General features: G+C 39.0%; 25 protein-coding genes and 1 rRNA gene (1 of these 26 cut by a window edge). 14 read left to right on the top strand and 12 right to left on the bottom strand.

Going from position 1 to position 23,353, the window contains the following annotated elements; all coding sequences use genetic code 11:
• The first annotated feature begins 126 nt into the window (after positions 1 to 126).
• Together BQ6100_RS10435 and BQ6100_RS10430 are read left to right on the top strand one after the other, a co-directional pair.
• On the top strand, positions 127 to 900 hold the full coding sequence (locus BQ6100_RS10435) for an alpha/beta fold hydrolase (protein WP_084780322.1): 774 nt from the start codon (positions 127 to 129) through the stop codon (positions 898 to 900).
• Between the two features lie 329 nt (positions 901 to 1,229).
• Positions 1,230 to 1,655 (top strand): pyridoxamine 5'-phosphate oxidase family protein, encoded by a 426-nt coding sequence (locus BQ6100_RS10430; RefSeq protein WP_075981583.1) that lies wholly within the window; start codon positions 1,230 to 1,232, stop codon positions 1,653 to 1,655.
• Between the two features lie 142 nt (positions 1,656 to 1,797).
• Here the strand turns inward: BQ6100_RS10430 and BQ6100_RS10425 are convergent, their stop codons facing one another.
• The 3 genes from BQ6100_RS10425 to BQ6100_RS10415 form a co-directional block, all read right to left on the bottom strand.
• Positions 1,798 to 2,589: a DUF817 domain-containing protein gene (locus BQ6100_RS10425; RefSeq protein ID WP_075983516.1), complete on the bottom strand. Its 792-nt coding sequence runs from the start codon at positions 2,587 to 2,589 to the stop codon at positions 1,798 to 1,800.
• Between the two features lie 111 nt (positions 2,590 to 2,700).
• The gene (locus BQ6100_RS10420) at positions 2,701 to 2,922 is read right to left on the bottom strand and encodes a helix-turn-helix domain-containing protein (RefSeq protein WP_075981582.1); all 222 of its coding nucleotides are present in this window, start codon (positions 2,920 to 2,922) and stop codon (positions 2,701 to 2,703) included.
• Between the two features lie 10 nt (positions 2,923 to 2,932).
• Positions 2,933 to 3,415, bottom strand: coding sequence for a DUF2975 domain-containing protein (locus BQ6100_RS10415; RefSeq protein ID WP_075981581.1), 483 nt, complete (start codon positions 3,413 to 3,415; stop codon positions 2,933 to 2,935).
• A gap of 877 nt (positions 3,416 to 4,292) precedes the next feature.
• On the opposite strand from BQ6100_RS10415, the gene BQ6100_RS10410 reads away from it, so the two are divergent.
• The 3 genes from BQ6100_RS10410 to BQ6100_RS10400 all read left to right on the top strand — a co-directional run bounded on the left by BQ6100_RS10410 (position 4,293) and on the right by BQ6100_RS10400 (position 6,248).
• Entirely contained in the window at positions 4,293 to 4,604 is a 312-nt protein-coding gene (locus BQ6100_RS10410) for a hypothetical protein (RefSeq protein ID WP_075981580.1), read from the top strand.
• Between the two features lie 205 nt (positions 4,605 to 4,809).
• A complete protein-coding gene (locus BQ6100_RS10405) occupies positions 4,810 to 5,406 on the top strand; it encodes a hypothetical protein (RefSeq protein WP_075981579.1) in 597 nt (198 codons plus the stop codon).
• A gap of 170 nt (positions 5,407 to 5,576) precedes the next feature.
• Complete coding sequence (locus BQ6100_RS10400; protein ID WP_075981578.1) at positions 5,577 to 6,248, top strand: hypothetical protein; 672 nt, start codon at positions 5,577 to 5,579, stop codon at positions 6,246 to 6,248.
• A 56-nt stretch (positions 6,249 to 6,304) separates the two neighbouring features.
• Here BQ6100_RS10400 and BQ6100_RS10395 read toward each other — a convergent pair whose 3' ends face one another.
• The 7 genes from BQ6100_RS10395 to BQ6100_RS21040 form a co-directional block, all read right to left on the bottom strand.
• The gene (locus BQ6100_RS10395) at positions 6,305 to 7,210 is read right to left on the bottom strand and encodes a phage major capsid protein (protein ID WP_075981577.1); all 906 of its coding nucleotides are present in this window, start codon (positions 7,208 to 7,210) and stop codon (positions 6,305 to 6,307) included.
• A gap of 11 nt (positions 7,211 to 7,221) precedes the next feature.
• The gene (locus BQ6100_RS10390) at positions 7,222 to 7,464 is read right to left on the bottom strand and encodes a hypothetical protein (RefSeq protein ID WP_075981576.1); all 243 of its coding nucleotides are present in this window, start codon (positions 7,462 to 7,464) and stop codon (positions 7,222 to 7,224) included.
• A gap of 335 nt (positions 7,465 to 7,799) precedes the next feature.
• A complete protein-coding gene (locus tag BQ6100_RS20955; RefSeq protein ID WP_235816582.1) occupies positions 7,800 to 8,564 on the bottom strand; it encodes a primase-like DNA-binding domain-containing protein in 765 nt (254 codons plus the stop codon).
• A 44-nt stretch (positions 8,565 to 8,608) separates the two neighbouring features.
• Entirely contained in the window at positions 8,609 to 10,069 is a 1,461-nt protein-coding gene (locus BQ6100_RS20950; RefSeq protein WP_097677907.1) for a phage NrS-1 polymerase family protein, read from the bottom strand.
• Positions 10,070 to 10,090: 21 nt separating this feature from the next.
• Positions 10,091 to 10,246 (bottom strand): hypothetical protein, encoded by a 156-nt coding sequence (locus tag BQ6100_RS21245; protein WP_159433144.1) that lies wholly within the window; start codon positions 10,244 to 10,246, stop codon positions 10,091 to 10,093.
• Entirely contained in the window at positions 10,224 to 10,430 is a 207-nt protein-coding gene (locus BQ6100_RS10380) for a hypothetical protein (RefSeq protein WP_075981575.1), read from the bottom strand. Before BQ6100_RS10380 ends, BQ6100_RS21245 begins: the two co-directional genes overlap by 23 nt.
• Positions 10,405 to 10,605 (bottom strand): hypothetical protein, encoded by a 201-nt coding sequence (locus BQ6100_RS21040; protein ID WP_075981574.1) that lies wholly within the window; start codon positions 10,603 to 10,605, stop codon positions 10,405 to 10,407. The genes BQ6100_RS10380 and BQ6100_RS21040 overlap by 26 nt, the downstream gene beginning before the upstream one ends.
• A 161-nt stretch (positions 10,606 to 10,766) precedes the next feature.
• On the opposite strand from BQ6100_RS21040, the gene BQ6100_RS10370 reads away from it, so the two are divergent.
• The 5 genes from BQ6100_RS10370 (at position 10,767) to BQ6100_RS10350 (ending at position 14,461) form a co-directional block, all read left to right on the top strand.
• Positions 10,767 to 11,345, top strand: a complete 579-nt coding sequence (locus tag BQ6100_RS10370; RefSeq protein WP_075981573.1) for a transcriptional regulator — start codon at positions 10,767 to 10,769, stop codon at positions 11,343 to 11,345.
• 105 nt (positions 11,346 to 11,450) lie between these two features.
• Complete coding sequence (locus BQ6100_RS10365; RefSeq protein WP_075981572.1) at positions 11,451 to 12,818, top strand: site-specific integrase; 1,368 nt, start codon at positions 11,451 to 11,453, stop codon at positions 12,816 to 12,818.
• Between the two features lie 79 nt (positions 12,819 to 12,897).
• Positions 12,898 to 13,155: a hypothetical protein gene (locus BQ6100_RS10360; protein ID WP_075981571.1), complete on the top strand. Its 258-nt coding sequence runs from the start codon at positions 12,898 to 12,900 to the stop codon at positions 13,153 to 13,155.
• A 484-nt stretch (positions 13,156 to 13,639) separates the two neighbouring features.
• Positions 13,640 to 13,903, top strand: coding sequence for a metal-sensitive transcriptional regulator (locus tag BQ6100_RS10355; protein WP_075981570.1), 264 nt, complete (start codon positions 13,640 to 13,642; stop codon positions 13,901 to 13,903).
• A 198-nt stretch (positions 13,904 to 14,101) separates the two neighbouring features.
• Entirely contained in the window at positions 14,102 to 14,461 is a 360-nt protein-coding gene (locus tag BQ6100_RS10350; protein WP_075981569.1) for a rhodanese-like domain-containing protein, read from the top strand.
• A 149-nt stretch (positions 14,462 to 14,610) separates the two neighbouring features.
• On the opposite strand, the gene BQ6100_RS10345 is transcribed toward BQ6100_RS10350, so the two are convergent.
• Entirely contained in the window at positions 14,611 to 15,846 is a 1,236-nt protein-coding gene (locus BQ6100_RS10345; protein ID WP_075980186.1) for an IS110 family RNA-guided transposase, read from the bottom strand.
• A 380-nt stretch (positions 15,847 to 16,226) separates the two neighbouring features.
• Here BQ6100_RS10345 and BQ6100_RS10340 point away from each other — a divergent pair, with 380 nt between their 5' ends.
• On the top strand, positions 16,227 to 16,523 hold the full coding sequence (locus BQ6100_RS10340) for a rhodanese-like domain-containing protein (protein ID WP_075981568.1): 297 nt from the start codon (positions 16,227 to 16,229) through the stop codon (positions 16,521 to 16,523).
• Positions 16,524 to 16,615: 92 nt separating this feature from the next.
• Here the strand turns inward: BQ6100_RS10340 and BQ6100_RS10335 are convergent, their stop codons facing one another.
• Positions 16,616 to 18,904 carry a YhgE/Pip domain-containing protein gene (locus BQ6100_RS10335; RefSeq protein WP_075981567.1) on the bottom strand — a complete coding sequence of 763 codons (2,289 nt, stop codon included), beginning with the start codon at positions 18,902 to 18,904 and terminating at the stop codon, positions 16,616 to 16,618.
• A 577-nt stretch (positions 18,905 to 19,481) separates the two neighbouring features.
• Here BQ6100_RS10335 and gabT point away from each other — a divergent pair.
• The 3 genes from gabT to BQ6100_RS10320 all read left to right on the top strand — a co-directional run.
• A complete protein-coding gene (gene gabT / locus BQ6100_RS10330; RefSeq protein ID WP_075981566.1) occupies positions 19,482 to 20,837 on the top strand; it encodes a 4-aminobutyrate--2-oxoglutarate transaminase in 1,356 nt (451 codons plus the stop codon).
• Between the two features lie 11 nt (positions 20,838 to 20,848).
• Entirely contained in the window at positions 20,849 to 22,309 is a 1,461-nt protein-coding gene (locus tag BQ6100_RS10325) for an NAD-dependent succinate-semialdehyde dehydrogenase (protein WP_075981565.1), read from the top strand.
• Positions 22,310 to 22,734: 425 nt separating this feature from the next.
• A 16S ribosomal RNA gene (locus BQ6100_RS10320) occupies positions 22,735 to 23,353 on the top strand (it continues 932 nt past the right edge of the window).

Genomic DNA, 23,353 nt, shown 5'->3' with positions numbered 1-23,353 from the left:
TAACCGAAATGAATAAGTTGAGTATAGTTTTATCCAAATACTAAAGAATTTGAACTAGGCACTCACCCATAATTAAAAAATGAATATCGTATGTTGAAACACTATTTTATTTATGGAGGTATTTTTATGGGTTATTATGTCGCGGTGGAGCCTGGTGTAAATCTATATGTGGAAGATATTAACCCTGGAGGGAGCAAAACCATCGTTTTTATTCATGGCTGGCCATTAAGCCATAAACAGTTTGAATATCAATTTAATATTCTTCCTTCGATGGGTTACCGCTGTATTGGAATTGACTGGAGGGGGTTTGGAAAATCGGATAAACCAATCAGTGGATATAATTATAATAGATTAGCAAAGGATGTCCGTACAGTTGTTGCAGCCCTTCGGTTAGAAAATTTCATTCTCGCAGGTCACTCTACCGGTGGCGCCATTGCCATTCGATACATGTCAAGATACAACGGTTACGGAGTATCTAACCTCGTCCTTATTGACGCAGCTGCTCCCACTGGATTCACAAAAGAAACAGCCAATAGACTTCTAAACGAAACATTCAATGACCGTCCCAAGATGATGCAAGGAATTACTGATAGCTTTTTCTTTCAATATATTACAAGCTCCTTTTCAGATTGGTTTAATCAAATGGGTTTACAAGCTGCAAGCTGGTCGACAGCTGCAGTCATTCTCTTACTAAGGGATGAAACCCTACATGATGATTTATCAAAAATAGCTGCACCCACTCTCATTATTCACGGGAAACACGATAAGGTCATTCCATTTTCTCAAGCTCAGGAACTAAATCAAAAAATTTCGAATTCCAGGCTTATTCCATTTAAATATAGCGGTCATGGCCCTTTCTGGGAAGAGCGAGACAAGTTTAATCATCTTTTTAAACAGTAAATCTCTTGAAGTTAGTTACACGATAGGAGCATATTTGTTAATTCGACGACATTTAAAAAGGAAAATCGCCATTAATGATTAATATGAACAAAAATCGGCTGCCACATAGGCTGTCTTTTTTTATTTGGCGATAAACTGATAGCTAATTTCTGTAAGTCCAAGATTATATACAAATAATGTTCAAAAAAGTTGCCGATTCAGAATAAATAATTATCTATAATTGATATAACAGTAATATTCCTACGAAGAATCCTTAAGTCCAGTTTTTATTCAATAGGAGATTAACTTTAGCAAAATTACAATGAATATTGAAGAAAGGGGTGGTCTGGTTGGAACAACATGAAATAAAGAATGAGATTTTAAGAATCTTATCAGAATATCGCATGGGGACACTTACAACCATGAAAGGGGATCAACCGTATTCTAGATTTATGATCTTCCGTAATGAAGGTTTTTTATTACATATGATATCAAGTAAAAATACTGAGAAGGTTGAAGATATTTTAAAGAATCCCAAGGTTCATATCCTTTTTGGTTTTGAAGGAGGAGGCTATGGAAAACCCTATTTAGAAATAACGGCTATTGCCACTATTCATGATGAAAAGGAAATGAAGGAACATTTTTGGCATGATAATTTTTTAAAGTATATATCAGGACCAGATGATCCGAACTACATTGTCATTCGTTGTGAACCGAAAACCATTCGATTAATGAGGCATCCTGATTTGGATGGACCTTATACTTTATCACTTTGAAAAAACTCTTGTTTCATAGGGGGGCATTATGCCCTTTGTTTAATTAATTATGCAACAGAACTTTGGGAAATATGCCCCTAATAGATGTAGGCAGCTACCAAAAGTTCGTCGCTACCAAAAATATTTTTGACGAACTTTACTTTTACAAAAGTTGACTAGTATCTGTTCTACTGGAAATTTCCCCTTTAACCTGCTTTAACGTCGCAACTATGAGGAAGCTAACAATCACTAATAAGAGCCAAGAGCTCACCTTTCCAAGATGAACAAGACTCCATGCATCGGTTTGGTTTGGATACTCCCATGCTCCAAAGAAAGTTGCGATATTTTCGGCAACCCAAATAAAAAATCCAATTAGCACGAAAGAAAAAGCGATTGGCATACGGTAGCGAGTTCCATTAACCTCGTAGGTAACCCACGATTTCCAAAACACAATAATGACAAGTCCAGATAACCAAAAGCGGATGTCAATCCAATAATGGTGCGTGAAAAAATTTAAATAAATAGCAGCCGCAAGTGGTAAAACTACCAAAAACGGTGGCCACTTAACCAGTTCAACCTTCAGCCTCCTCCAAGCCTGGCAAAGATAACTCGCCACACTTGCGTACATGAATCCACTATACAAAGGCACACCTAGGATTTTTATATATCCTTCCTCTGGATAGGACCAGGATCCCATATGTACTTTGAAAACTTCCAAAGCAAGTCCTATGAGGTGAAACAATGTAATGACTTTTAGTTCATCCTTAGTTTCAAGTCCAAATCTCACCATCGACCACTGCATTAGAAGGCAGATAATAAGTAGCCAATCATATCGTGGAAGGAAGGGAAGGGGAATGATTTGGGTAATAGCCAAAGACGCAAATATTACGACAGGAAACAAACATGATAGAGCTTGCTCCCAACCAAAACGAAGGAGCTGTTTTGAAGCTCTCATGATTTGTGCCTTTAATGTATTATTCTGAAATTCCTTTTGTATTGTTAAATTCATGAGGATTTCCCCTTAATATATTTGTTGATGATCTTTCAATATTAAAAAACCAAATAGTTAATCTTGGGTTTTCTTTTCATTTCGATATTCTAATAAATCTCCCGGTTGACATTCTAATGCCTTACAAATTGCCTCTAAAGTTGACAATCGAATCGCTTTTGCCTTTCCATTTTTCAATATAGAAAGATTGGCCATTGTAATTCCAACTCTCTCCGAAAGCTCTGTTACGCTCATTTTCCTTTTAGCCAGCATCACATCAATATTGATAATTATCGCCATTTTTTTCACCTCAGACCGTTAAATCATTTTCTGATTTTATATCGATGGCTTCTTGCAATAATCGTTGAAGAACTGCAGAAAAGACTGCAATCACCATGGAAGCAAATATTAAAACCAACCCGATTAATATAATCCCTGGGGCGTCATCCTTCTCGGCAATAAGATAGAAGAGTGGAAGGCCTACTACATATAATGCACTGATTGTGATGGCACAGAATTTAATATTCTTTAGAGCTTTTACAGAAATTTGCGAGAAAGCATTATTCTTGTCGATATAACTTAGTAATTTAAAAGCTTGATACAGAGCCATGTAAAAGGGAAGCGCTGCTGCATACAAATCGGTAAAAACAAGATATTTTAAATAATCATGCTCTGGATACAATTCAGCAGCAAAATTTCCTATCTCAGGTACAAAAAATATACACAAAAGTAGAACTGGGATTCCAATAAGAATAACAGCAATCTTTAAAAAGAGGGTTGATCCTCGTTTCATAAAAAACCACCTCGATTACTTTTTATATTTAAGATTTTAACACAATTTTATCGTTTTACAATAAAATATTATTGAATTTTATCAAAAAGTTATTGTTAGGCGAAGAGTCATTTTATTATTAAGCGATGTAATGATTTTCATTATAAAAAAATGGGCTTCAGGGGGGATTAATGATTTCGTGTTGGAAGGTATGTATTCCTTTCTTTTGAGTTAGTATGAAGAACAAGGTCTTTTGGAATAGTGTGTGAACTGTCTTTCATCGTGCTTAAGAATGACAAAATCTGTGAGAATAGTAGTAAAACGGCCTTTCATGGCGGTTATGAAGGACAAAACTGGTGGAAGGAGTGAAAAAAGCTTGTGTCAACTGCATAATTCATTAGCAAAACACCCCCTAATAACTAAGCTAATTCCTCTGATAAATAACTAAGTAATTGGCAATTTATGTTAAAATTATAATTTGGATTGTGAATTAGTGTACTTAAAGTAACGGGTGCTTTTGTTAAATATCACAACTTATCAATAAGCTGAAAATATGCAATCTTTTATTCACCCTCTAACCCTAGGGGGGTTCAAATCTCTACACCTATCAATATGGCGACCGCGCCCCAGCCACACGCGAAAAATCGCATAATTCGATAGGGGGGGTACCCCTAAACCGCGAAAATAAAGCCACATAGTCTTGTAAACCTTGATATTAAAGGGTTTTCGGGTTATGTGGCTATTTTTATTTTGTTTAAAAGTATAGGTTTTCGATATGAAATTGCCTATTAAAACCTTGATTTAATGCCATTTTTGCCCCTTAAAATGTGGAGGATGACTTGATGTTTTCGCAAAATTGAGTGATGTATGTAATAGCGAAAATACAGGAGGTGTTTGAATGAAGGCATTATTTGGTCGAAAGTTTACTGATATTAAGGAATTGAGGGAAGCTACGGAGAATGCGAGGAAAAGAGGGATTGTTGGCTCAAACTACACAGTCATACGAGAGGTAGAATTAAGTGACCACGAGTTTCAGAGGTTTTGCAGCGATTTTTTAGAGGATCAGCCTTGGATAGAAAAAACCGATGGCGGTAGCAATGTAGCCGGGGAGCTTCGCTGCATCAGAGTTAAGAATGTGGAAACTGGTGAGCGGATATTAGTCAACACAGAAGGGTATGAATACCCACGTTACACTGCTATAGAAGAATAAAGAGCATTGAGAGAGCGGGTCTAAGGGCTCGCCTTTTAAAAGAGTAAGTATAAAAATTCTTCTTTAATATGTTGTAGAGGTTTTTACTATTTGAAATAATTGTTATGGAACTAACTGATAGTAGTGGTGAACAAGAAAGTGGATTTTTATGGTAAAGTAAAGTTATATAGTTTTATCGAATTAAGGGGAGAGAGGAGGGCAGGAGATGAAGAAGAATAATATCATCCCATTGATTGTCGTTATTGGCTTGGGCATATATGTTGGACTAAGCATGAATAATAAGGGTAATCCAACTGAACAGTCAACTGTTGCGAATGTGTCCGAAAGTGAAATCAATGAAGAAAGTAGTGTTGGGGAGCTTTCTTTAGAGGAAAAGCAGAAAAGGTTTATGACATATTATGAAAACATTAAGCAAATTTTTGATAGTTTTGAAAAGATTGATGAGGCAGTTAAAACCATGTCAAATAGTAATCCATCAAGGCTTGAATCGTATCAAAACTTTCAAAAATTAAGAGACCTTATGGAGGAGGGACAAAGAAGGCCAGTCTACAATCCTGAAGGTTTCAATGAGTCAGAAACAGAAATGTTTAAAGCGGTCGATTCAGGTTTGTCTGAAGCCTTTCAATACAGAAAATTTGCTTATGAACACATGATGGAATACCTAGATACGGATAGCTTAGCAAAAGCAGATGAAGCAAAACAGTGGTTAGAAAGTGCCAATCACAGTTTGAACTCAGCAATGATTAATCTTGCTACACTTAAATTAATGTATGATCCTAGTGAAAAAAATGAAACGAAATAAGGGATAATAGATATATTTGAAATAACAATTTTCAGGTTATGGAATTTATGGGATTGAGTGAAAGAAGGGATCATCTTTTGATGGTCTTTTTTTTCGTACACAAATGACTTGCTATTCTGTGGCTTCAGAGTGATATATAGTGTAACCAAAAAATGAAAGGAAGATGAATAATGGAATTCAAAATCACTTATGAAGTCAAAGGACAGCGAAGAAAGGAACTGGTGCAGGCAATCAGTGAGTTCTTAAACACCATACCCAAATACAAAGGTGTTCCAACATGTGCTTACGAAATTGGAGACTTAGTGGTTGACAGGGAGGGAGCGGTTATACTAAATGACAGTATGACCCCCGCAGAAGTTGACCACATGGTAACGGTGTTAGAAGAACAAGGGTTTCAGCCTACAAATTACGGTGAGAATGCCTTTGACGGCATTGAGGTAGCCATGCCAAGAGAGATGTTCACAGATAAGGCCATCGAGAATCTGCACAAGATCGTAAACGCCAAAGGAGAACTCATCAGCAAGGCCATCGGCACCATGGACTTAAGAATCATCGAAAACGATGTGAAAGTAAAGTTCCTATGGTTTCTAAAAACAGAGGACAGCGAGGAAGTGGCCCATTACACACAGTTTATTGAAGCCTTATGCAAAATGGCCATCGAGCGAAACCGAGTGGCTTCCACACCAAAGAAAAGCGAGAATGAGAAATACGATTTCAGATGCTTTCTATTAAGACTAGGGTTTATCGGGGACGAGTACAAGGCACTTAGAAAGTTCCTGCTTCGAAACCTAACAGGCAACGCAGCCTTTAAACATGGAAGGCCTAAAAAGGATGAAAACTAAAAAGAAGCGGGTAGGAGTGTGGACATTGACGTCTTCTCTTACCCGCTTTTCTTCTATTATCCTAGCTGAAGTAGTTTGATAGATTCTGGGATGATCAGTTTCGCATCCAGTCGCTCAAAGGCCGCAAAGCCAATTTGACCTTCCAGACTGTATCTCTCGTTTAACACCTTCACCGTAAGCGGCTGACGCTCAATAACCCAATAGTAGCTGAAGTCACCGAAGGCAATAGCTTTTTCGAGACTCTCGATGCCCGGCATATAAGGTGAATAGACGATCGGCTTTCCTAGAATGGTGTTATCTGCATGATTCCACAGATAGTTTCCGCTGGTGTCTTTAAGCGTTCGAAGGTAAAGAGCGGTTTCATCGTTCATGACCCACACTGCATTTTTACGATAGTGCTTATCAAGCGAGAAGTACAACTTGATCACTTCATCATAGGTGATGGCATCGGTTCCTGCCGCTGTTACGCCGACTTGTGCGCCTTCTGTGGGGTGCAAAATGCCAGTAGGGGCATCCATGCCATCCCCATTAATAAAGGCGTTTTCTTCCTCTCTGCCAAACCTGCGGGCAAATTCATTCTTCAAATAGTTCTCTAAATCAAACTTATTGTCGCTGACAAAGGATTGCTTCAACCTTGTCAAACTTGCTAGTTTATAAGATTCTAATGCGAATTGTGTAACGGTATCGGCACTTTCGGGGATAGCGATGTTTTCACCTACCCATGCAGCTGTACCGGTTGAAGTGACCGCATGAATCTTTCCTTCTGTAGAAGTGGTTTTAACCACAGTTGCAATTCTTCTAAAGAGATTTTCCTTTTCTAGGGCGTTCGTATAACTGTCGATGAATTCATCTGGGGCAGGATAGCTCCCTGTGCTATCGGCCATGTCCCTTACAGTCGGATAGGCTTCTTGACCTCTCATTGTGTTCCAGAATGCTTTGTTATAAGTAGTTTGATTTGTCATTTTGTTTCCTCCTAATTTTTATGATTTTTAACCCAGTTACGGGAAATGCAATAATGTATGACTTCATTCAGTGTTTGAAAATAATAGCCGGAGCCTTGGTATTGGATGCACCAATGAGCTTTAGCATCTGACCGTTTATCTCTCATCACCACAACGGGATGTGAGTCGCTAAGTGGGATGATGTGAAACACTTCAAAGTTTTCTAAATCTAGATTTTTCTGTATATGTTTTGGTAGTTTATCGATTTCTTCCATGGTCTTCACCTCCTATACTAAAAATTTGGTGACAGTTTTATCAATTTGGTGATTGTTAGGTACAGTTGTAGTGAATGTGCTGTACCCTCTTAAACCCTTTAATACCAAGGGTTTAAGGGGTTTTGGTGACAGTAGTGACAGCTTTTTCAACTTTACCTTTATACTCTTATATACCGTTATATATATATTTTATTTTTATTTATCTCCTTAGAAGTTAAAAGAACTGTCACTACTGTCACTAACCTTTCCTAAAGTGTTGATATTACTGGGTTTGTCAGAGTAAATCTTGTGGAATTACTGTCATCAAAACTGTCACCTAACATTCACCTCTGTCACTAACTGGATGAGAGAAGCGGCAACTCATCGTAGCCATAAGCGCTTTGATAAGTGGCTTTAGCCTCATCCGTTAAGGTATAGCTGCGATAGAATGTACCTCCTTTGCCTCTGCGAACAGTCATATCTACAAAAGTGGTTTCAAGATACTCTGCCAGTTCATTACGGAAATCCTTTGCGGTCTTGGCATAGCCATGATTGTTATCTACGCACCAAGCCTTATACACTTTGTAGACTCGACCGGTGGTGCAGCTGTCTTTGATTTTTTCAAAGGGTCTTGTCTGCATACATTCATTAAAGAAAGCAATGATGGTATTGTTATCTGCCATATAAATGGATCTGGCATTTTCCACACATTGTGGTTCTGTAAAGGTGTATCCATTTTGAATGACTTGCTTGAGTGCCATGATTGCTTTATAAACAATGCCATCACGCTCAGCATACATTTTATCTAGCAGGAGCTTATCCTGTTTGTCCTTTGGAATGACATTGTTGCAGTTGACCTGCATGATGCGGTCATACACCCACTTCCCATCATCGCCACCAAATTTAGGTAGGCGGTTCATACAGAACCAGAAGAGCCCTTTGTAGGTGAACTCAAATCCGTTTTGCCCTTTGAACTCTGCAAAGATGCTATCTCCACCAGTACATTGTTTGAAAATGCGAAGTTCACCAACGGTCAAGAAACTCATATCGGAGCTTCCTGCAAGGCGCTTATTGTAGAGATTACCGGTGCCAAATCGGGACTCCATCTCTTTTAGATCAATCCCGATGAAGTTGCCACTTCCCAGTAATCGTTCTGTCAGACGTTTTAACTGTGATTTCCAGTATCGCCTTTGCCAACCATGAAAAGTGATTTTTTCATGCGATGTCCTTTTACATTGGAGAGAGTCGCTCCCATAAACTCAAGAAGCAGATTCTCCACTTCCACATCACTGTTGGTGAGGTCAGTCATGAACTGATCAAAGACCGGTGTGGGTTTAGGAGCTCCCACCCAATCACAAGGAATCTGAATGGTACTTAACACATTAGGGCTGTGGGGGAGTAGCTTCATATCAGACAGCCTAAGTAGGCCATTTTGGAAATTGATGATATCCTCATCGGCGTTCAGTTCCTCATAGGTTTTGAATTTCAAGTCAGTGGTGATCTGACGAAACACTTCATCTACATCTCGCATCTGCAAGATATTTTCATCAAAGGCTGTAATGTAATTTTTGATGATGCCCCTTAGCATTTCATCCGCATAAAGTCGGTAGCAGCCATCCTCGTAGACATATCGTAAAACGCCACCATTGGCACTATCACGAACGAAGATGTAGTGAAGGTTCTCTCGGATATATCTTGCTAGCACGGGACAGTTAACCTTTATGCGTTTGGAACGCTCATCGTAATAAATGTAAGAAGGCATATCCCTACTGCCCATATAGAACTGACCCTGACAACCTTCAACGGCTTTTTCCATAGTAGATGTGCGATAATCATCACGCTCCCACTTCTCCCGGTATAGCTTGGACTGTCTGAACAGACTATCTATCTGTTCGATATCTCCACCGGTGTAGAAAGCTAGGATATTACAAAGTGCTTGGTCGGCTTCTGAAGGGCTGCCGTAGTCCGAAATGTCACCTTTGTCAAAGAGAGCAATAAATTTATCGCCATTCTTAGCTTTTCTGGCGGTGACGATGATATCAAAGTTATCATTAACAAAAGGACTTTCAATCTCAGAGTCTATGAAACTATCTTTTTTCATGAATCTGTCCAAGAAGGCAATCACTTCATTGGTTCGCTCCATCACCGGCTGATCACTTATCATCACATTTCCCGTAAAGGTAAGGTAGCGATTAGTCAGTCCACCGATGTAGATTTCCATCTGGTTGTGTGGATTCTTGGAGTAATATTCGCTGGATAGCTTTCCATTTGATGAAGGAATCTTTTCTACATCCACTTTGAATAGATGATGAATGCCTTCACCGCTAGGGGAAAGTTCCTCATAGGTGTTTATCAGCGCTCTAACTTCTTGAGCCAGCTCACTGTCTACATCCACATGATCCAAATCGATACCACCAATACCATATGGAAGAACAAGGCCAATACCATCAAATGCATGAGCTTTCACGGCTTCTGTGGCTTCCTCGAAGGTTGTCCACTGTGATTTGTATTTCTTACTGGTACCGGTTTTGTAGCCTTTGGTGTTGTATAAGACTTTGGTACGGCGGCCCTTTTGCATTTCATAGCGCCAACATACCCAAATCTTTTGTTGTTTTAACTGTTCCATAGCCGCCGCCCCCTTTTCTGTTTAGTCTTCATCAAAAAGTTCATCTGCACATTTCTTGCATAGAAATCCAGCATAGATGGAATCGTTGTCGATGCTGTCATGCATTGAGCGGATAACAGTTGAAACATCAATTGTTGCAATATGATCGCAGTTTTTACATTCGATTTTGATATCCATAAATATCATCTCCTTCCGGTTTTTCTGAGCCATCGAGTTGGCTGAGTTGTTCGCATAATTTTTCATAATTGATGTATGCCTTCTTGCCCACGAAGATGGCAGGGAGCTTACCTGCTTTAAGCAGAAGCCTTAAGGCGTGTTCAGGGAGGATGCCTGTTTTAGCCGTTTCCCTTACGGTCAGCATGGTTGGTTTCTTGTTTTCCGACACGGGCTTTCTCCTCCTTGAGTTTTTTCTCTGCCTTTTTCAGCCAGTAGTTCTGGTTGTGTTTCTTCACCTTATCAGCATTATTGCGGCGCCACTCTCGAAAATATTTCAATCGTTCTTCCCTTGCAGCGGCTTCAAGTGTGTTTTTATCCATGAAACATACCTCCTTCTATAAATTCTGTTTCTCTTTACTTTCGCTTGAAGTATTGCGTTTCATCTGATATTCTTATGGTAATTCAGATAAAACAAAATAACAAGCATAAGAGAACTAGAATAGTAAAGTTCAAGTAAAACAGAAAAATAGAGGTGGGTTTAGTGGGAAATCAATTCAAAGGGTTCGATAATATTTTTGCCTTAACTTTACGAAGCATGATGGAAGAGCATCCTCACACTGGGGAGAAAACCACACAAAAGGCACTGGCCAAAGCCATTGGTATCCGTCCACAGACCGTTAGTTTGTATATGGATGGCTCTACTCAGCCTACTGCAGATAACTTGTATAAGATTGCGAGATACTTTGATGTATCTGTGGATTATCTACTAACAGGAGTTAGCTCTGAGAACAAGGAGATACATAAAATCCTTGGTTTGTCAGAAGGGTCGGTCAACCTTATTAAAAGAGCACATAATACAGACAAATTTGGATCTTATTCAGAAGTTGTACCGGTGTTGGATGAGCTTTTATCAGATGTGGACTTTTATCGTTTTCTAGAAGACTTGTCGCTAAAGATGGAGAACTTAAAAAAGCTGGCGCAGATGTCACCAGACGAGAAGGAAAAGATGATGCCCGGTCTAAATGTTGAAGGATACTGGGCATGGGATTTGAACGCTTATGTGCAGGAGTTCATTAAAAAGGAACTAGATAAACGAGGTATTTCTCTGCGTGAGGACTAAAGAAAATAACCACACATTTTGGTGTTTATATACTTGCTTTATAACACCGTTAGAGTGATAGATACCATAAGAGAAATGAATTCTCGCTAGGAAGGAGGAAACGAAATGCCAAGTATCAAAAAGCGAGGGGATACCTATAGAATTATGGTTTCCCTCGGCTATAACATGGAAGGCAAGCAAATCAGAAAGACTACCACATTTACGCCACCACCAAATGTCACGGAGAAAAAGGCGGAAAAACTAGCTACAGCCTTTGCTTATGAATTTGAGAAGAAATGCATGGGGATGACAAACTTCAATGAGAATATGCGGTTTTCCGAGTTGTGCGAATGGTACTTTGAACAAATCGCACCACACAAGTTAAAGGAAAGAACGCTTTACACCAACAAGGAATTGATGAAGAGTTATGTATTGCCATACATCGGGCATTTGAAACTCAAGGACATCACCACCGCTAGAATTGACGAAATGCTGAACCATCTCCACAAGCGAGGGAAAATCAGCAGATTTTATATCATGAAAGACCTATCGTTGCTTAGTGACGGGACAAGAAGGCCGACTGCAAGAAAGGCTGGTCTTTCCCTAGGTACCATTAAAACAGCGGCAAGAGGCGGCAGGGTGTCTAAGGCAACCGCAGAGAAGATTGCAGGGGCATTCGGCAAAAAGCTGAACGAACTGTTTGTCGAGGAAGAAAGACCCGAAAAGGACAGAGGGATAGATAGCACTTCTATTGCCAGAGTTAGAACCGCAACATCATCCATTTTTAGCACCGCACTTAAAAAGGATATTATATGGAAGAACCCGGTGGTACACGCCACTTCGCCAAGGGGGACAGAAAAAGAAAAACTGTTCCTTGATGATAAACAATGCAAGCAGCTTCTAAAATATCTTGAGGAAATACCCAACAACAATGCAAGAGTTGCCCTAACCACACTTATGTACACAGGGATGCGTTCGGGGGAAGTTTGTGGGCTTCACTGGAAGGATGTTGACTTGGAGAAAGGAACCATTCATGTCCGCTATTCCCTCTACCGAGCAGAAGGGCAGTACAAGCTATCAACGCCAAAGACCAAATCAAGTTTAAGGATGATTGCGATACCCGCTGAACTCATTACCATCCTAAAAGAGCATAAAAAGTGGCAAGAAAAATACAAAGAGTCGCTAGGGTCAAAATGGATTGAACGAGGAGCAGTGGTAACCGGCATGGAAGGAGAATACATCAGCGGGGTTTATCTCAACTCGACTTTAAAGAAACTGCTTAAGAAGCATGACTTACCAGATTTACATGTTCACGACTTGCGCCACGCCAATGCTTCACTACTCATAAACGCCGGAGTGCCGGTCAAGTTCATCTCAGAGCACCTTGGGCATTCCAACACAAAAACCACGGAAGATATCTACGCCCACGTTTATAATGCAACAGCGGAAAAGGTAGCTAGCGCCATCAGCCAAGCCTTGGATGGGGTGACATGAAAATTACTTTTTAGATTTGAGATTAGGGCTATATGATACAATCAATTTAATACAAAAACCATGTTAAGGAGGAATAGATATGGCACGTACTTTTAAAGATTCTTTTTCAGGATTTGGTAGGGAAATTCTAGAGCGTATAAGGGAGGACAACTACGCAAGGTTAGATCAAGCTGCCTTTGAAGAAAGAGTAATTGGAATTGAAAAAGCAGTTGCGGCTCTATGTGAAGCGGAGGTTGAGGATGGGAAAATCATATCCCTATTGCAAAAATATTGGGATTTGCGTCTTAGTGAAGCTGAGGAATTTTTGCAACACGAAAGGCGAGTTCGAGAGAAGTAACTCATACTTGTGGTGAAACAATGGATGAAAGTTTGCATAAAATTAGTGTGCTCCAAGCGGGTACACTACGCAAATTCGAGTGTGCTGTAAGGCTAAAATAATCCTTGCAGCACATTTTTTCTTGAAAAGTGTACTTTTAGAGAAATAGTTGGTGTTTATCCGGTGTTTTAATTTACGATAAAAGCCAAAATGAAACTGTACGATACACAATCTACTCTCAACAAATCCCGACTTTATGCGGGTTTCTGGCACGTTCTTAAACACTACGAAACTACTTTTTACGGTTCGGAATTTGTTAAGAGAGTAATTTTAGAATAATAATGAAAATATTTATACTAGGAAAAACAGCAGATGAACCTAGGGATAAAAGAAGGGTATAGCTTGAGTAGGAAACCTTATCATTTATATTGACAAAATACCATCAGGGGTATAATATAGGCGATATAGTCGTAAAGAAAAACATCTGGTTAAGGAGGGTAGATTAATGGAGTACGATGCAAAGACGAAAAATCGCATTAAACGAATTGAAGGTCAATTAAGAGGAATTTTAAGAATGATGGAGGAGGATAAGGATTGTAAGGATATTATTACTCAACTATCAGCAACAAGAAGCGCGATTGACCGGACGATAGGGGTAATCGTAAGCTCTAACCTCGTTCACTGTGTCAAAACAGCGGAGGAGAATGGCGATCATAACACAGAGCAACTAGTGAAAGAAGCGGTTAATCTGCTTGTGAAAAGTCGTTAATCAAATCATCTGAAGTACCTCTACTAAGTATCAGTAGAAAAATAAATGGGCTAGCACCCTTTTTATTTTTAACTAGTATATACCCTATAGGGTAAAAAAGAACCATATGCAATAAAATACCCTCCAAAGTATTATCCATGATTGTTATTTTAATAGGCGACATACTAAAGACCATATAATAGAGAGGTTGAATGAAACTTGAGTTATTTATCATATATTATTCTCATTCTTTTAGTCCTATTGTTATTGCAAAGAATGCTTCCAACAAAAGGTGTGAAACAAATTACAACCGCACAATTGCATGATGAATTGAAGGACAAGAGTAAACAATTTATTGACGTAAGAACACCGGCTGAGTATAAAGGGTATCATATTCCTGGCTTTAAAAATATCCCACTTCATCAGTTTAATCAAAGGGCAAAAGAATTATCGAAGGATAAAGAAGTGGTAGTTATCTGTCAAAGTGGAATGAGAAGTCAAAAGGCGAGTAAGGTATTAAAAAAGCTTGGGTATTCTAAAGTCACAAACGTTAAAGGCGGAGTAAGTGCCTGGAGATAAAAAGACCTGCGGTAATATGTCAACCAAAAGATAATTAGTATTTTGTTATCAAGAATCAAAATTTCAGAAAAAAGGCAGCACTAAACTAAACCAGTAATAGTTTGTTAATTACTGGAATTAGTGAAAAAGGATGAATTAACGCTTATGCGTCATTTATTCACGCTCCTTTTCGGCGTGTAAATTTGGTGATTGCGTAGTAGCGCATCTACCAAACGCACTAATTTTCTTGCAGTTAGAACGAGTGCTCTTTTGTGTTGATGTTTCGGTACTTCCTTGTACTTTTTCTCGTAGTACTCTTGGTACTCGGGTATATGCTTTCTTACTGAGTTGGCGGCTTCAACTAAGTAATATCTTAGATATTGGTTCCCGTTGCGAGAAAGGGAAGTATCATCTGCGGTAAAGCGTCCAGATTGGTGTTTTCGCCAGTAAAGGCCACCATATTTGGCTACTTTTGTTTCATCTTCAAAGCGTTCGATTTGGCCAATTTCAGCGATAATGCCAGCTGTGAAGACTGGTCCGATCCCAGGAATGGATAGAAGAGTCTGTCTCTCTTCTAGGCCAACCATGATGCGTTCAATTGCCTTTTCAATCTCCTTCACTTGTTTTTGAAGGGTTCGAATCACTTCAATGGATGTGCCAAGGAGAACGTCAATGGAATCTTCGACTACCTTGTCTAAGCGATAGGAAGAACGTACAGCTTTTTTTATGGATTTCGCCACGCACTCTGGGTCATTAAATCGATTTTTCCCTTTTTCCTGAAGAAAATGGGCTAAATCTTCTAATGGCATTTCTGCTAGTTCGTCTAGGCTGAACTTTTCGGAGAACATTTCCATCATGGCGTTTCCGAATACAGATGAATCCACTTCTAGTGAAAAGGTATTACACTTATAACTCAAATGTTGTAAGAAATGTTGTTTTTCTCTAGCCACTTGATGGATAAGTTGGTAACGTGAGCGAGTTAATTGTTGTAAAGCAATATACTGTTCTTCTTTCACCACGGACATGGAGTTACGTCCGAAACGAAGATAATCAGCAATAACGAACGCATCAATTTCATCCGTCTTATCCATATCGGAATAGCTTTTCTTAAAGTTAGCAATCTGTTTGGGATTCATGACAAACACTCGGGCTCCCAAAGCTTTAAGAGATTCATCGTTGTGTAGGAACATCGATGGATGAAAGCTATAGACGGACGTGGATTCCAGTCCAATTTTTAACGCTTGAATGGTTTGATTTTTGGTACATTCTAAAATACGATCTCGGAGTTCTGTTGCGCCAGGTAGATCGTTACAGACAGAAAAGGATTGAAGTTTCTCTCCTTCATCGCCCAAAATACAAACCTTAATATCAAAAGAACTAATGTCTAAGCCAACAAATAATTTCATGGGGTGTCCCCTCCTTTCAAATTAGAATCATAGGTACATTTCTAGGATGCCCTGAGATATCTCTAGTGTGAACGCCGACCAGCAACCTCGTGTATCAGAACTTGCCCTGGTTCGAAAGCCGCCCTAGAGCTACTACCATCTAGGTTCGAAGAACAGGGAGAACAGCCTGCGAGTAGGAAGCACCGCACGAACACTGAGAAACAGTCTTTAAATGTGGTTAAGCCCACAGGGGGATAAAGAATTGTCCCAAATGATCCTAATCTCATTATCTAGAAATATCTCGGGACACCCAAGAAATTTGATTTATTTTGTACAGGAAAAGTAGGGATTACGGTCCTCAAATAAAAGGGACTAAACATAATATACGAGGAGGATAAAAAATGAGACAAATTTCGGCGAAAGAAGTAAATGAACAATTAAAAGAGGGAAAAGTATTAAATATTATCGATGTGCGTGAGGTATCAGAAGTAGCTGGAGGTAAAATACCTGGTGCAGTCAATATCCCATTAGGATTACTGGAATTTCGTGTGCATGAATTAGATAAATCCAAAGAATACACCATAGTTTGTCATTCAGGTGGAAGAAGTGCCATGGCGACTCAATATCTTGAAGGACAAGGATTTAAGGTAACTAACATGTTAGGCGGAATGCTGGCATGGGTAGGAGAGATTGAATAAAATAGCTTATTATTATCTATGAATTGTGTAAATATCACATTTATTAATAAAGAAAAGACCGCTAATAACTTCTTAGCGGTCTTTTCTTTGTATTATTCAGCTTGAGCCGTTTGCCCTTTGAATTTCACCATGAAAACGACAAAGGCCAAAATAGCACTGACAACTAAATAGATCAATAATATGCCTGAATTTGACCAGACAATATCAAAGCTTCCTAAAGTAATAATATTTCTAAAACCTTCTATTGAGTAGGTTAAAGGTAAATAAGTACTTAGGTTGCGAAGATTTTCTGGTAACATTTCGATTGGAAGACTTGATCCAGTGGTTGACAATTGAAGAACGATAAATGCTAAGGAAATGAATCGTCCGATATTACCACCAATTGCAACAAGGAAGAATACAATCATTAAGAACGTTAAGCTTGCACCTATAGAGAACAATATGAAACTAAGGGCGCTTTCAACTTCAAGTTTTAATATAACTAATGCAAATAATGAAACGATTAGTGATTGTGCAATTGCTAATACGGAAAGATTCAATAGTTTGCTAGTAAACCATGAAAAACCTGAGGCAGGCATTAAAGCAGGCTTTTGGAATTCAACCACAAAAGACATGATTATTATACCCACAAATAAAGCTAAGGATAGAATGTAAGGAGCGTTTGAATCTCTGTAGAAAGGATATTTGTTGATCACATCTCCAGTAAATTCTACAGGGGAAGCAAACATTGTCATGTTTTCTTCGCTAGGTTTTAATTTACTTGTTTGTTCTGCTCCGTCTTTTAGTCCAGTAGCTAATTCATTGCTTCCAGTTTTTAATTGTCCAAGTCCATCATCGACTTGTTTAACGCCGTCAGTTAATGTAGTCCATCCTTCTTTAACAGACAGATTTCCGTCGCTTACCTTTGCCATACCATTATCAAGTTCTCCTGCTCCAGCTGAAAGTTGCTTCCATCCGCTATTGACAGTTTGGTTCCCTTTGCTAATTTCGGTTGAACCAGCATAAAGTTGACCCGCACCTGCTGTAAGCGTTTTCCAACCAACTTCAACTGTAGCGTTACCAGTAGAGATCTGTGTGGCCCCTGCAGCTAATTCTTTAGCTCCATTGTTTAGCTTTGTTTGCCCAGCAACAAGTTCTTTAATTCCAGATTCCAGTGATTTTGAACCTGGTGCAAGCTGTGTTACGCCTCCGTCAATTTGTTTCGCTCCATCCTTAATTGTAGTCATACTTGTCGATAAACCAGTCATTCCTGTAGATAGTTGTGCACTATATGCAACAAGCTTTTGAACATCTGGATTATCCTTTAATAAAGGATGTGCAGCAAGTTGTTTTATTCCATCAGCAACACCTTTAGCAAGTGTATCTAATTGTTTAGCGCCTTCTTCAGCTTTCACGGTACCTTCAGCAAGAGACTTAGTTCCAGGAGCTAAAGTTGATATACCAGTACTTACTAGGTAGCTTCCAGCCTGAGCTTTCTTAAGACCGTCAAGTACTTGTGCAGAACCTTTGCTAAGGTCTTTGGCACCTTTTTCTAGGGATTTTGCTCCGTCTGCTAATTCCGAAATACTTCCTGATTTTTCTTTAAGGTTACTGTACAGTTCATTTGTACCATTTTTTAATTGGACAGACCCTGCCGCAAGTTTCGAAATATCGCCTTGTTTAGAAGTTAAGCTAGAAAGTAATTCTCCAGTTCCAGCTTTCAATTGTCTAGCTCCATCAGCAAGGGTTCCAATATCCCCTGATTTTTCTTGTAAAGAGCTTAAAATTTGGGAAGTTCCATCCTTTAGCTTCGTAGAACCGTCAAATATTTGCTCAGAGCCATCAGCTGCCTCTTTGAATCCATCACTAACACCGCCGAGTTGTGAGAAAACGTTTTTTGTATAGGTTTCAGTAACTTTATTGGCAAGCTGTTCACGAAGTTGATTCATAGCATTTTTGGTAACTTGAGCAGCCATAAAATGTAATCCTTCGTTTTGAGTAAACTTAAGCTCTGCCTTTTTAGGTGATGGATCTAAAACCGTCGTTACATTTTGTGAGAAGTCTTCAGGAATTTCGATCACCAAATAATATTCCATGTCATTCAAACCTTGTTTGGCTTGCTCAGAGGAAACAAAGTCCCATCCTAATGCCTTGCCCTTTTTTAAATCGGCGACCAAGTCATTCCCTACATTAATTTCTGTCTCACCTGACATTGCCCCTTTATCTTCGTTTACAACAGCGACAGGAAGATTGTCTAAATTGTCGTATGGACCCCATTTAGGAGATAAGATAATTGCAGCATAAACCACCGGGACAAGTAAAGCAGCAATAACGGATATTAACACCCCTTTCTTTTCTTTGATTTTGGCCAGTTCAGCCAAAAACAAATTAAATGAATTCATACATCTACCCCCATGCTCAAAATGAAATGCTTAACAAGGTGAACAAAAATGAATGATCATTCACCTTATTATTCTTTATATTCTGAATCTTAGTACAAAATTCCTCCTAATTATTTAAAATATTTCAAAAAAATTACATCTACTATTGTAAAAAAATATAGCAAACAAGGAAAATGCCTATTTGCTATAAAGGATAAAAATATGAATAAATACTAGTATTCGATTATCGATGGAATACAAACTGAATGTAGAACTATAGTATTACAATATTAAAATAAAAATTTTTAATAAACGATAACCAATTCCTAAAATGTAAAGTAACCATACTAGCAAACTCATTGATGATAGTTGGAGGTAACTTTGTGGTAATGTGGGTGGGACCAAACGTGAAGACCTGGAGCAAATATGATCCAATAAAGTTAAACATGTTCCTGTAGTTGGAATTCTGAATAATTCAAAAGCAAATAGAGTCGAACAATCATTAAAAATTAGCTATAAAGTGATTAATACGGTCATAAATACTTTTAGAGAGGTTTTATCACAATTGTTTATAAGTTAATAATAAAGGTGGTGCAATATGGGGACAAAAAAATTTGTTAAGCAAGTTACAGAAATACCAGGCCCTATATCAAGAAAACTACAAGAACGAAGAGGCAATATCGTTCCAAGGGGAATAAGCAATAATTGTACATCCTTTGTGAAAAAGGCAGAGGGTGCGATCGTTGAGGATGTTGATGGTAACACTTATATTGATTTTGCGGGTGCGATTGGAACGATTAATGTCGGTCATTCCCATCCAAAAGTTGTAAGTGCTATCCATGAACAAGCTAGTCAATTTATCCATACAGGCTTTAATGTAATGATGTATGAATCCTATATTGAACTGGCAGAGAGGCTTGCTGAACTTGCTCCAGGCCACTTTGCAAAACAAGTGGCTTTTTTTAACAGTGGAGCAGAAGCAGTAGAAAATGCCGTAAAAATTGCAAGGAAATTCACAAAACGTCAAGGGGTCATTTCATTCACCAGAGGATTTCATGGAAGAACTCTGTTGGCTATGACAATGACTAGTAAAGTCAAACCATATAAATTTGAATTTGGGCCTTTTGCACCAGAAGTGTATAAAGCCCCGTACCCTTATCCATATAGAAGACCAGATGGAATGAGTGAAAAACAGTATAGTCAGTTTATGATTGAACAGTTTGAGCAATTCCTCATCTCAGAAGTGGCCCCAGAAACGATTGCAGCCGTAGTAATGGAACCGGTTCAGGGAGAAGGAGGATTTATTGTCCCTGATATAGAATTCGTTCATGCAGTAAGGGAAATTTGTACTAAATATGGAATCATATTCGTTGCAGATGAAATACAAACTGGTTTTGCACGAACAGGAAAATACTTTGCTATCGACCATTTTGGAGTTGTCCCTGATCTAATTACGATTTCTAAATCAATGGGCGCTGGGGTACCGATTAGCGGAGTGATAGGAAAAAAAGAAATCATGGATTCAGCAGATGTCGGTGAAATAGGCGGAACCTACTCTGGAAGTCCTCTCGGTTGTCGTGCAGCTTTAGCAGTTTTGGATATCATTGAGGAAGAGGGATTAAATGCTCGATCAGAATACTTAGGAAATAAGGTGAAAGAAAGACTGAATCAGCTTGCCAATAAGTTTGAGCAAATTGGAGATGTTCGGGGCCTTGGTGCTATGTGCGCAATGGAACTAGTAACTAATAAAAAGGAAAAAACACCGGACAAACTTGTCGTTGGAAAAATAGTAAAAGAAGCAAACAAAAGGGGTCTTTTACTACTCAATGCCGGGATTTATAGTAATGTAATAAGGATATTAATGCCATTAGTAATTACGGACGAACAACTGGAGGAAGGCTTAGAAATTCTCGGAGAATCAATTGAGGCGGTATTAGTACTCCAAAGTCAGTAAGGGGTGGAAAAATGAGCAACGTCAATGAAAAGTATCAAATATTTCCTATGTATATAAATGGGCAATGGATAGGAAATGATCATGAAGTATTTACAGAAATTATCAATCCTGCAACCAAGGAGGTTATCGGGGCAGTACCTTCCGGAGGTGAAATTGAAGCTCTTCAAGCAGTGGATGCTGCCCATCGTGCATTTAAGACTTGGTCAAGAAAGACTTCAGAAGAACGCTATCATATATTAATGAAATGGCATCATTTAATCGAGCAAAACAAGGTTGAGCTTGCAAAAGTGATGACTATTGAACAAGGTAAGCCATTAAAGGAAGCAATAGGAGAAATCTCTTATGCAAATGGGTTCATCTCTTGGTTTGCAGAGGAAGGAAAGCGGATTTATGGTGAGACAATACCTGCTTCTCATCCAAATAAACGGATCCTCGTTAGAAAAGAGCCAATTGGTGTTATAGCCGCAATAACACCATGGAATTTTCCCGCAGCTATGATTACAAGAAAAGTGGCTCCAGCTTTAGCTGCTGGATGTACAGCCGTTGTTAAACCAGCCAATCAAACACCGCTAACCGCCTTAAAAATGGCAGAGCTTGCAGAGGAGGCTGGAATCCCAGCGGGGGTACTAAATATTGTAACAGGAAGGTCATCAGAAATAGGTGAAACCTGGTTGAAGGATAGTAGAGTAACTAAATTAACCTTCACAGGGTCAACTGAAGTTGGAAAAACAATAATGAGAGGTGCAGCGAACACGGTAAAGAAGGTTTCTTTAGAGCTTGGTGGAAATGCGCCATTTATAGTCATGGATGATGCGAATTTATATAAAGCTGCAACAGGACTAATTCAATCGAAATTCCGAAATGCTGGTCAGACATGTATTTGTACTAATCGAATATATGTACATGAGGCTATTGCAGAGGAATTTATCAATATATTTATGAAGGAATTAGAAAAGATAAAGGTAGGGAATGGACTTGAAGAAGGGGTTGATATAGGTCCATTAATCGACCAAGCAGCTATAGAAAAAGTAGAATCATTAGTTGGAGATGCTATTCATAAAGGTGGAAGAGTTATCTATCGCGGGAATACACCGGATACTAAAACAGGATACTTTTATGCGCCAACAATTATTGATAATGTAAAAGATGATATGGAATGTGCAAAAGAGGAGATATTTGGACCAATTGCTCCAATATCAACTTTTAAGACAGAAGAGGAAGTAATCACCCGTGCAAACCAATCGAATTATGGCTTAGCGGCTTATGTCTATACAGAAAACCTTAATCGTTCTTTCAGAATTACTGAAGGATTGGAATACGGAATAATTGGCTTGAATGATGCCTTGCCATCAACCGTTCAAGCACCATTTGGTGGATATAAAGAAAGTGGTTTAGGTAGGGAAGGCGGCCATTATGGAATTGATGAGTTTTTAGAGATCAAATATATCTCAATCGGTTTAGATCTTATCTAGTATTGAAGAGGCAATCCCTTAAAGGTACCTATCACTTTAAGGGATTGCCTCATTCTATTATTTAAGTTGATATAATCAAATTACCTAATTATATTAATAGAGTAATAATATTACTGTTGAAATCTTATATAGGAAAATGATATTATAGATGATGTCGATTGGATTATTGCTTAATTTTTAGAAGCATATAGAAAATATTCTTTTAAAATAATAAAAAACATTGACGATAGCAATGATTTGTGATAATATTTATTTCTGGCTTCGTGATTAATCAGCTTTTTGAAAAATATATTTCAAAAATTGGTTGACGAACACTAGAGAAAATGTTATAGTAAGAAAGTTGTTTTAATTGCTCTTTGAAAACTAAACAAACCATACGTCAACGTTAATTCTATTTTTAAAATTTTAAGAGCTAATCTTACTCTTTTTCGGAGAGTTTGATCCTGGCTCAGGACGAACGCTGGCGGCGTGCCTAATACATGCAAGTCGAGCGAATCTGAGGGAGCTTGCTCCCGATGATTAGCGGCGGACGGGTGAGTAACACGTGGGCAACCTGCCTGTAAGACTGGGATAACACCGGGAAACCGGTGCTAATACCGGATAATTCTTTTCTACTCATGTAGAAAAGCTGAAAGATGGCCTCGGCTATCACTTACAGATGGGCCCGCGGCGCATTAGCTAGTTGGTGAGGTAACGGCTCACCAAGGCGACGATGCGTAGCCGACCTGAGAGGGTGATCGGCCACACTGGGACTGAGACACGGCCCAGACTCCTACGGGAGGCAGCAGTAGGGAATCTTCCGCAATGGACGAAAGTCTGACGGAGCAACGCCGCGTGAGTGATGAAGGTTTTCGGATCGTAAAACTCTGTTGTTAGGGAAGAACAAGTACCGTTCGAATAGGGCGGTACCTTGACGGTACCTAACCAGAAAGCCACGGCTAACTACGTGCCAGCAGCCGCGGTAATACGTAGGTGGCAAGCGTTGTCCGGAATTATTGGGCGTAAAGCGCGCGCAGGCGGTCTCTTAAGTCTGATGTGAAAGCC

It is taken from the genome of Bacillus massilinigeriensis, assembly GCF_900117315.1.
GTDB lineage: Bacteria > Bacillota > Bacilli > Bacillales > Cytobacillaceae > Bacillus_BE > Bacillus_BE massilionigeriensis.
Note: the sequence above shows the minus strand (reverse complement) of the source record. Positions and strands in the feature narration are given on the sequence as shown.

Excerpts from the sequence above, each read along its gene's own strand:
- BQ6100_RS10435 (WP_084780322.1), top strand. The coding sequence starts at position 127 with ATGGGTTATTATGTCGCGGTGGAGCCTGGTGTAAATCTATATGTGGAA.
- BQ6100_RS10425 (WP_075983516.1), bottom strand. The coding sequence starts at position 2,589 with ATGAGAGCTTCAAAACAGCTCCTTCGTTTTGGTTGGGAGCAAGCTCTA.
- BQ6100_RS10420 (WP_075981582.1), bottom strand. The coding sequence starts at position 2,922 with ATGGCGATAATTATCAATATTGATGTGATGCTGGCTAAAAGGAAAATG.
- BQ6100_RS10415 (WP_075981581.1), bottom strand. The coding sequence starts at position 3,415 with ATGAAACGAGGATCAACCCTCTTTTTAAAGATTGCTGTTATTCTTATT.
- BQ6100_RS10410 (WP_075981580.1), top strand. The coding sequence starts at position 4,293 with ATGAAGGCATTATTTGGTCGAAAGTTTACTGATATTAAGGAATTGAGG.
- BQ6100_RS10405 (WP_075981579.1), top strand. The coding sequence starts at position 4,810 with ATGAAGAAGAATAATATCATCCCATTGATTGTCGTTATTGGCTTGGGC.
- BQ6100_RS10400 (WP_075981578.1), top strand. The coding sequence starts at position 5,577 with ATGGAATTCAAAATCACTTATGAAGTCAAAGGACAGCGAAGAAAGGAA.
- BQ6100_RS10395 (WP_075981577.1), bottom strand. The coding sequence starts at position 7,210 with ATGACAAATCAAACTACTTATAACAAAGCATTCTGGAACACAATGAGA.
- BQ6100_RS10390 (WP_075981576.1), bottom strand. The coding sequence starts at position 7,464 with ATGGAAGAAATCGATAAACTACCAAAACATATACAGAAAAATCTAGAT.
- BQ6100_RS20950 (WP_097677907.1), bottom strand. The coding sequence starts at position 10,069 with ATGGAACAGTTAAAACAACAAAAGATTTGGGTATGTTGGCGCTATGAA.
- BQ6100_RS21245 (WP_159433144.1), bottom strand. The coding sequence starts at position 10,246 with ATGGATATCAAAATCGAATGTAAAAACTGCGATCATATTGCAACAATT.
- BQ6100_RS10380 (WP_075981575.1), bottom strand. The coding sequence starts at position 10,430 with ATGCTGACCGTAAGGGAAACGGCTAAAACAGGCATCCTCCCTGAACAC.
- BQ6100_RS21040 (WP_075981574.1), bottom strand. The coding sequence starts at position 10,605 with ATGGATAAAAACACACTTGAAGCCGCTGCAAGGGAAGAACGATTGAAA.
- BQ6100_RS10365 (WP_075981572.1), top strand. The coding sequence starts at position 11,451 with ATGCCAAGTATCAAAAAGCGAGGGGATACCTATAGAATTATGGTTTCC.
- BQ6100_RS10360 (WP_075981571.1), top strand. The coding sequence starts at position 12,898 with ATGGCACGTACTTTTAAAGATTCTTTTTCAGGATTTGGTAGGGAAATT.
- BQ6100_RS10355 (WP_075981570.1), top strand. The coding sequence starts at position 13,640 with ATGGAGTACGATGCAAAGACGAAAAATCGCATTAAACGAATTGAAGGT.
- BQ6100_RS10345 (WP_075980186.1), bottom strand. The coding sequence starts at position 15,846 with ATGAAATTATTTGTTGGCTTAGACATTAGTTCTTTTGATATTAAGGTT.
- BQ6100_RS10340 (WP_075981568.1), top strand. The coding sequence starts at position 16,227 with ATGAGACAAATTTCGGCGAAAGAAGTAAATGAACAATTAAAAGAGGGA.
- BQ6100_RS10335 (WP_075981567.1), bottom strand. The coding sequence starts at position 18,904 with ATGAATTCATTTAATTTGTTTTTGGCTGAACTGGCCAAAATCAAAGAA.
- gabT (WP_075981566.1), top strand. The coding sequence starts at position 19,482 with ATGGGGACAAAAAAATTTGTTAAGCAAGTTACAGAAATACCAGGCCCT.
- BQ6100_RS10325 (WP_075981565.1), top strand. The coding sequence starts at position 20,849 with ATGAGCAACGTCAATGAAAAGTATCAAATATTTCCTATGTATATAAAT.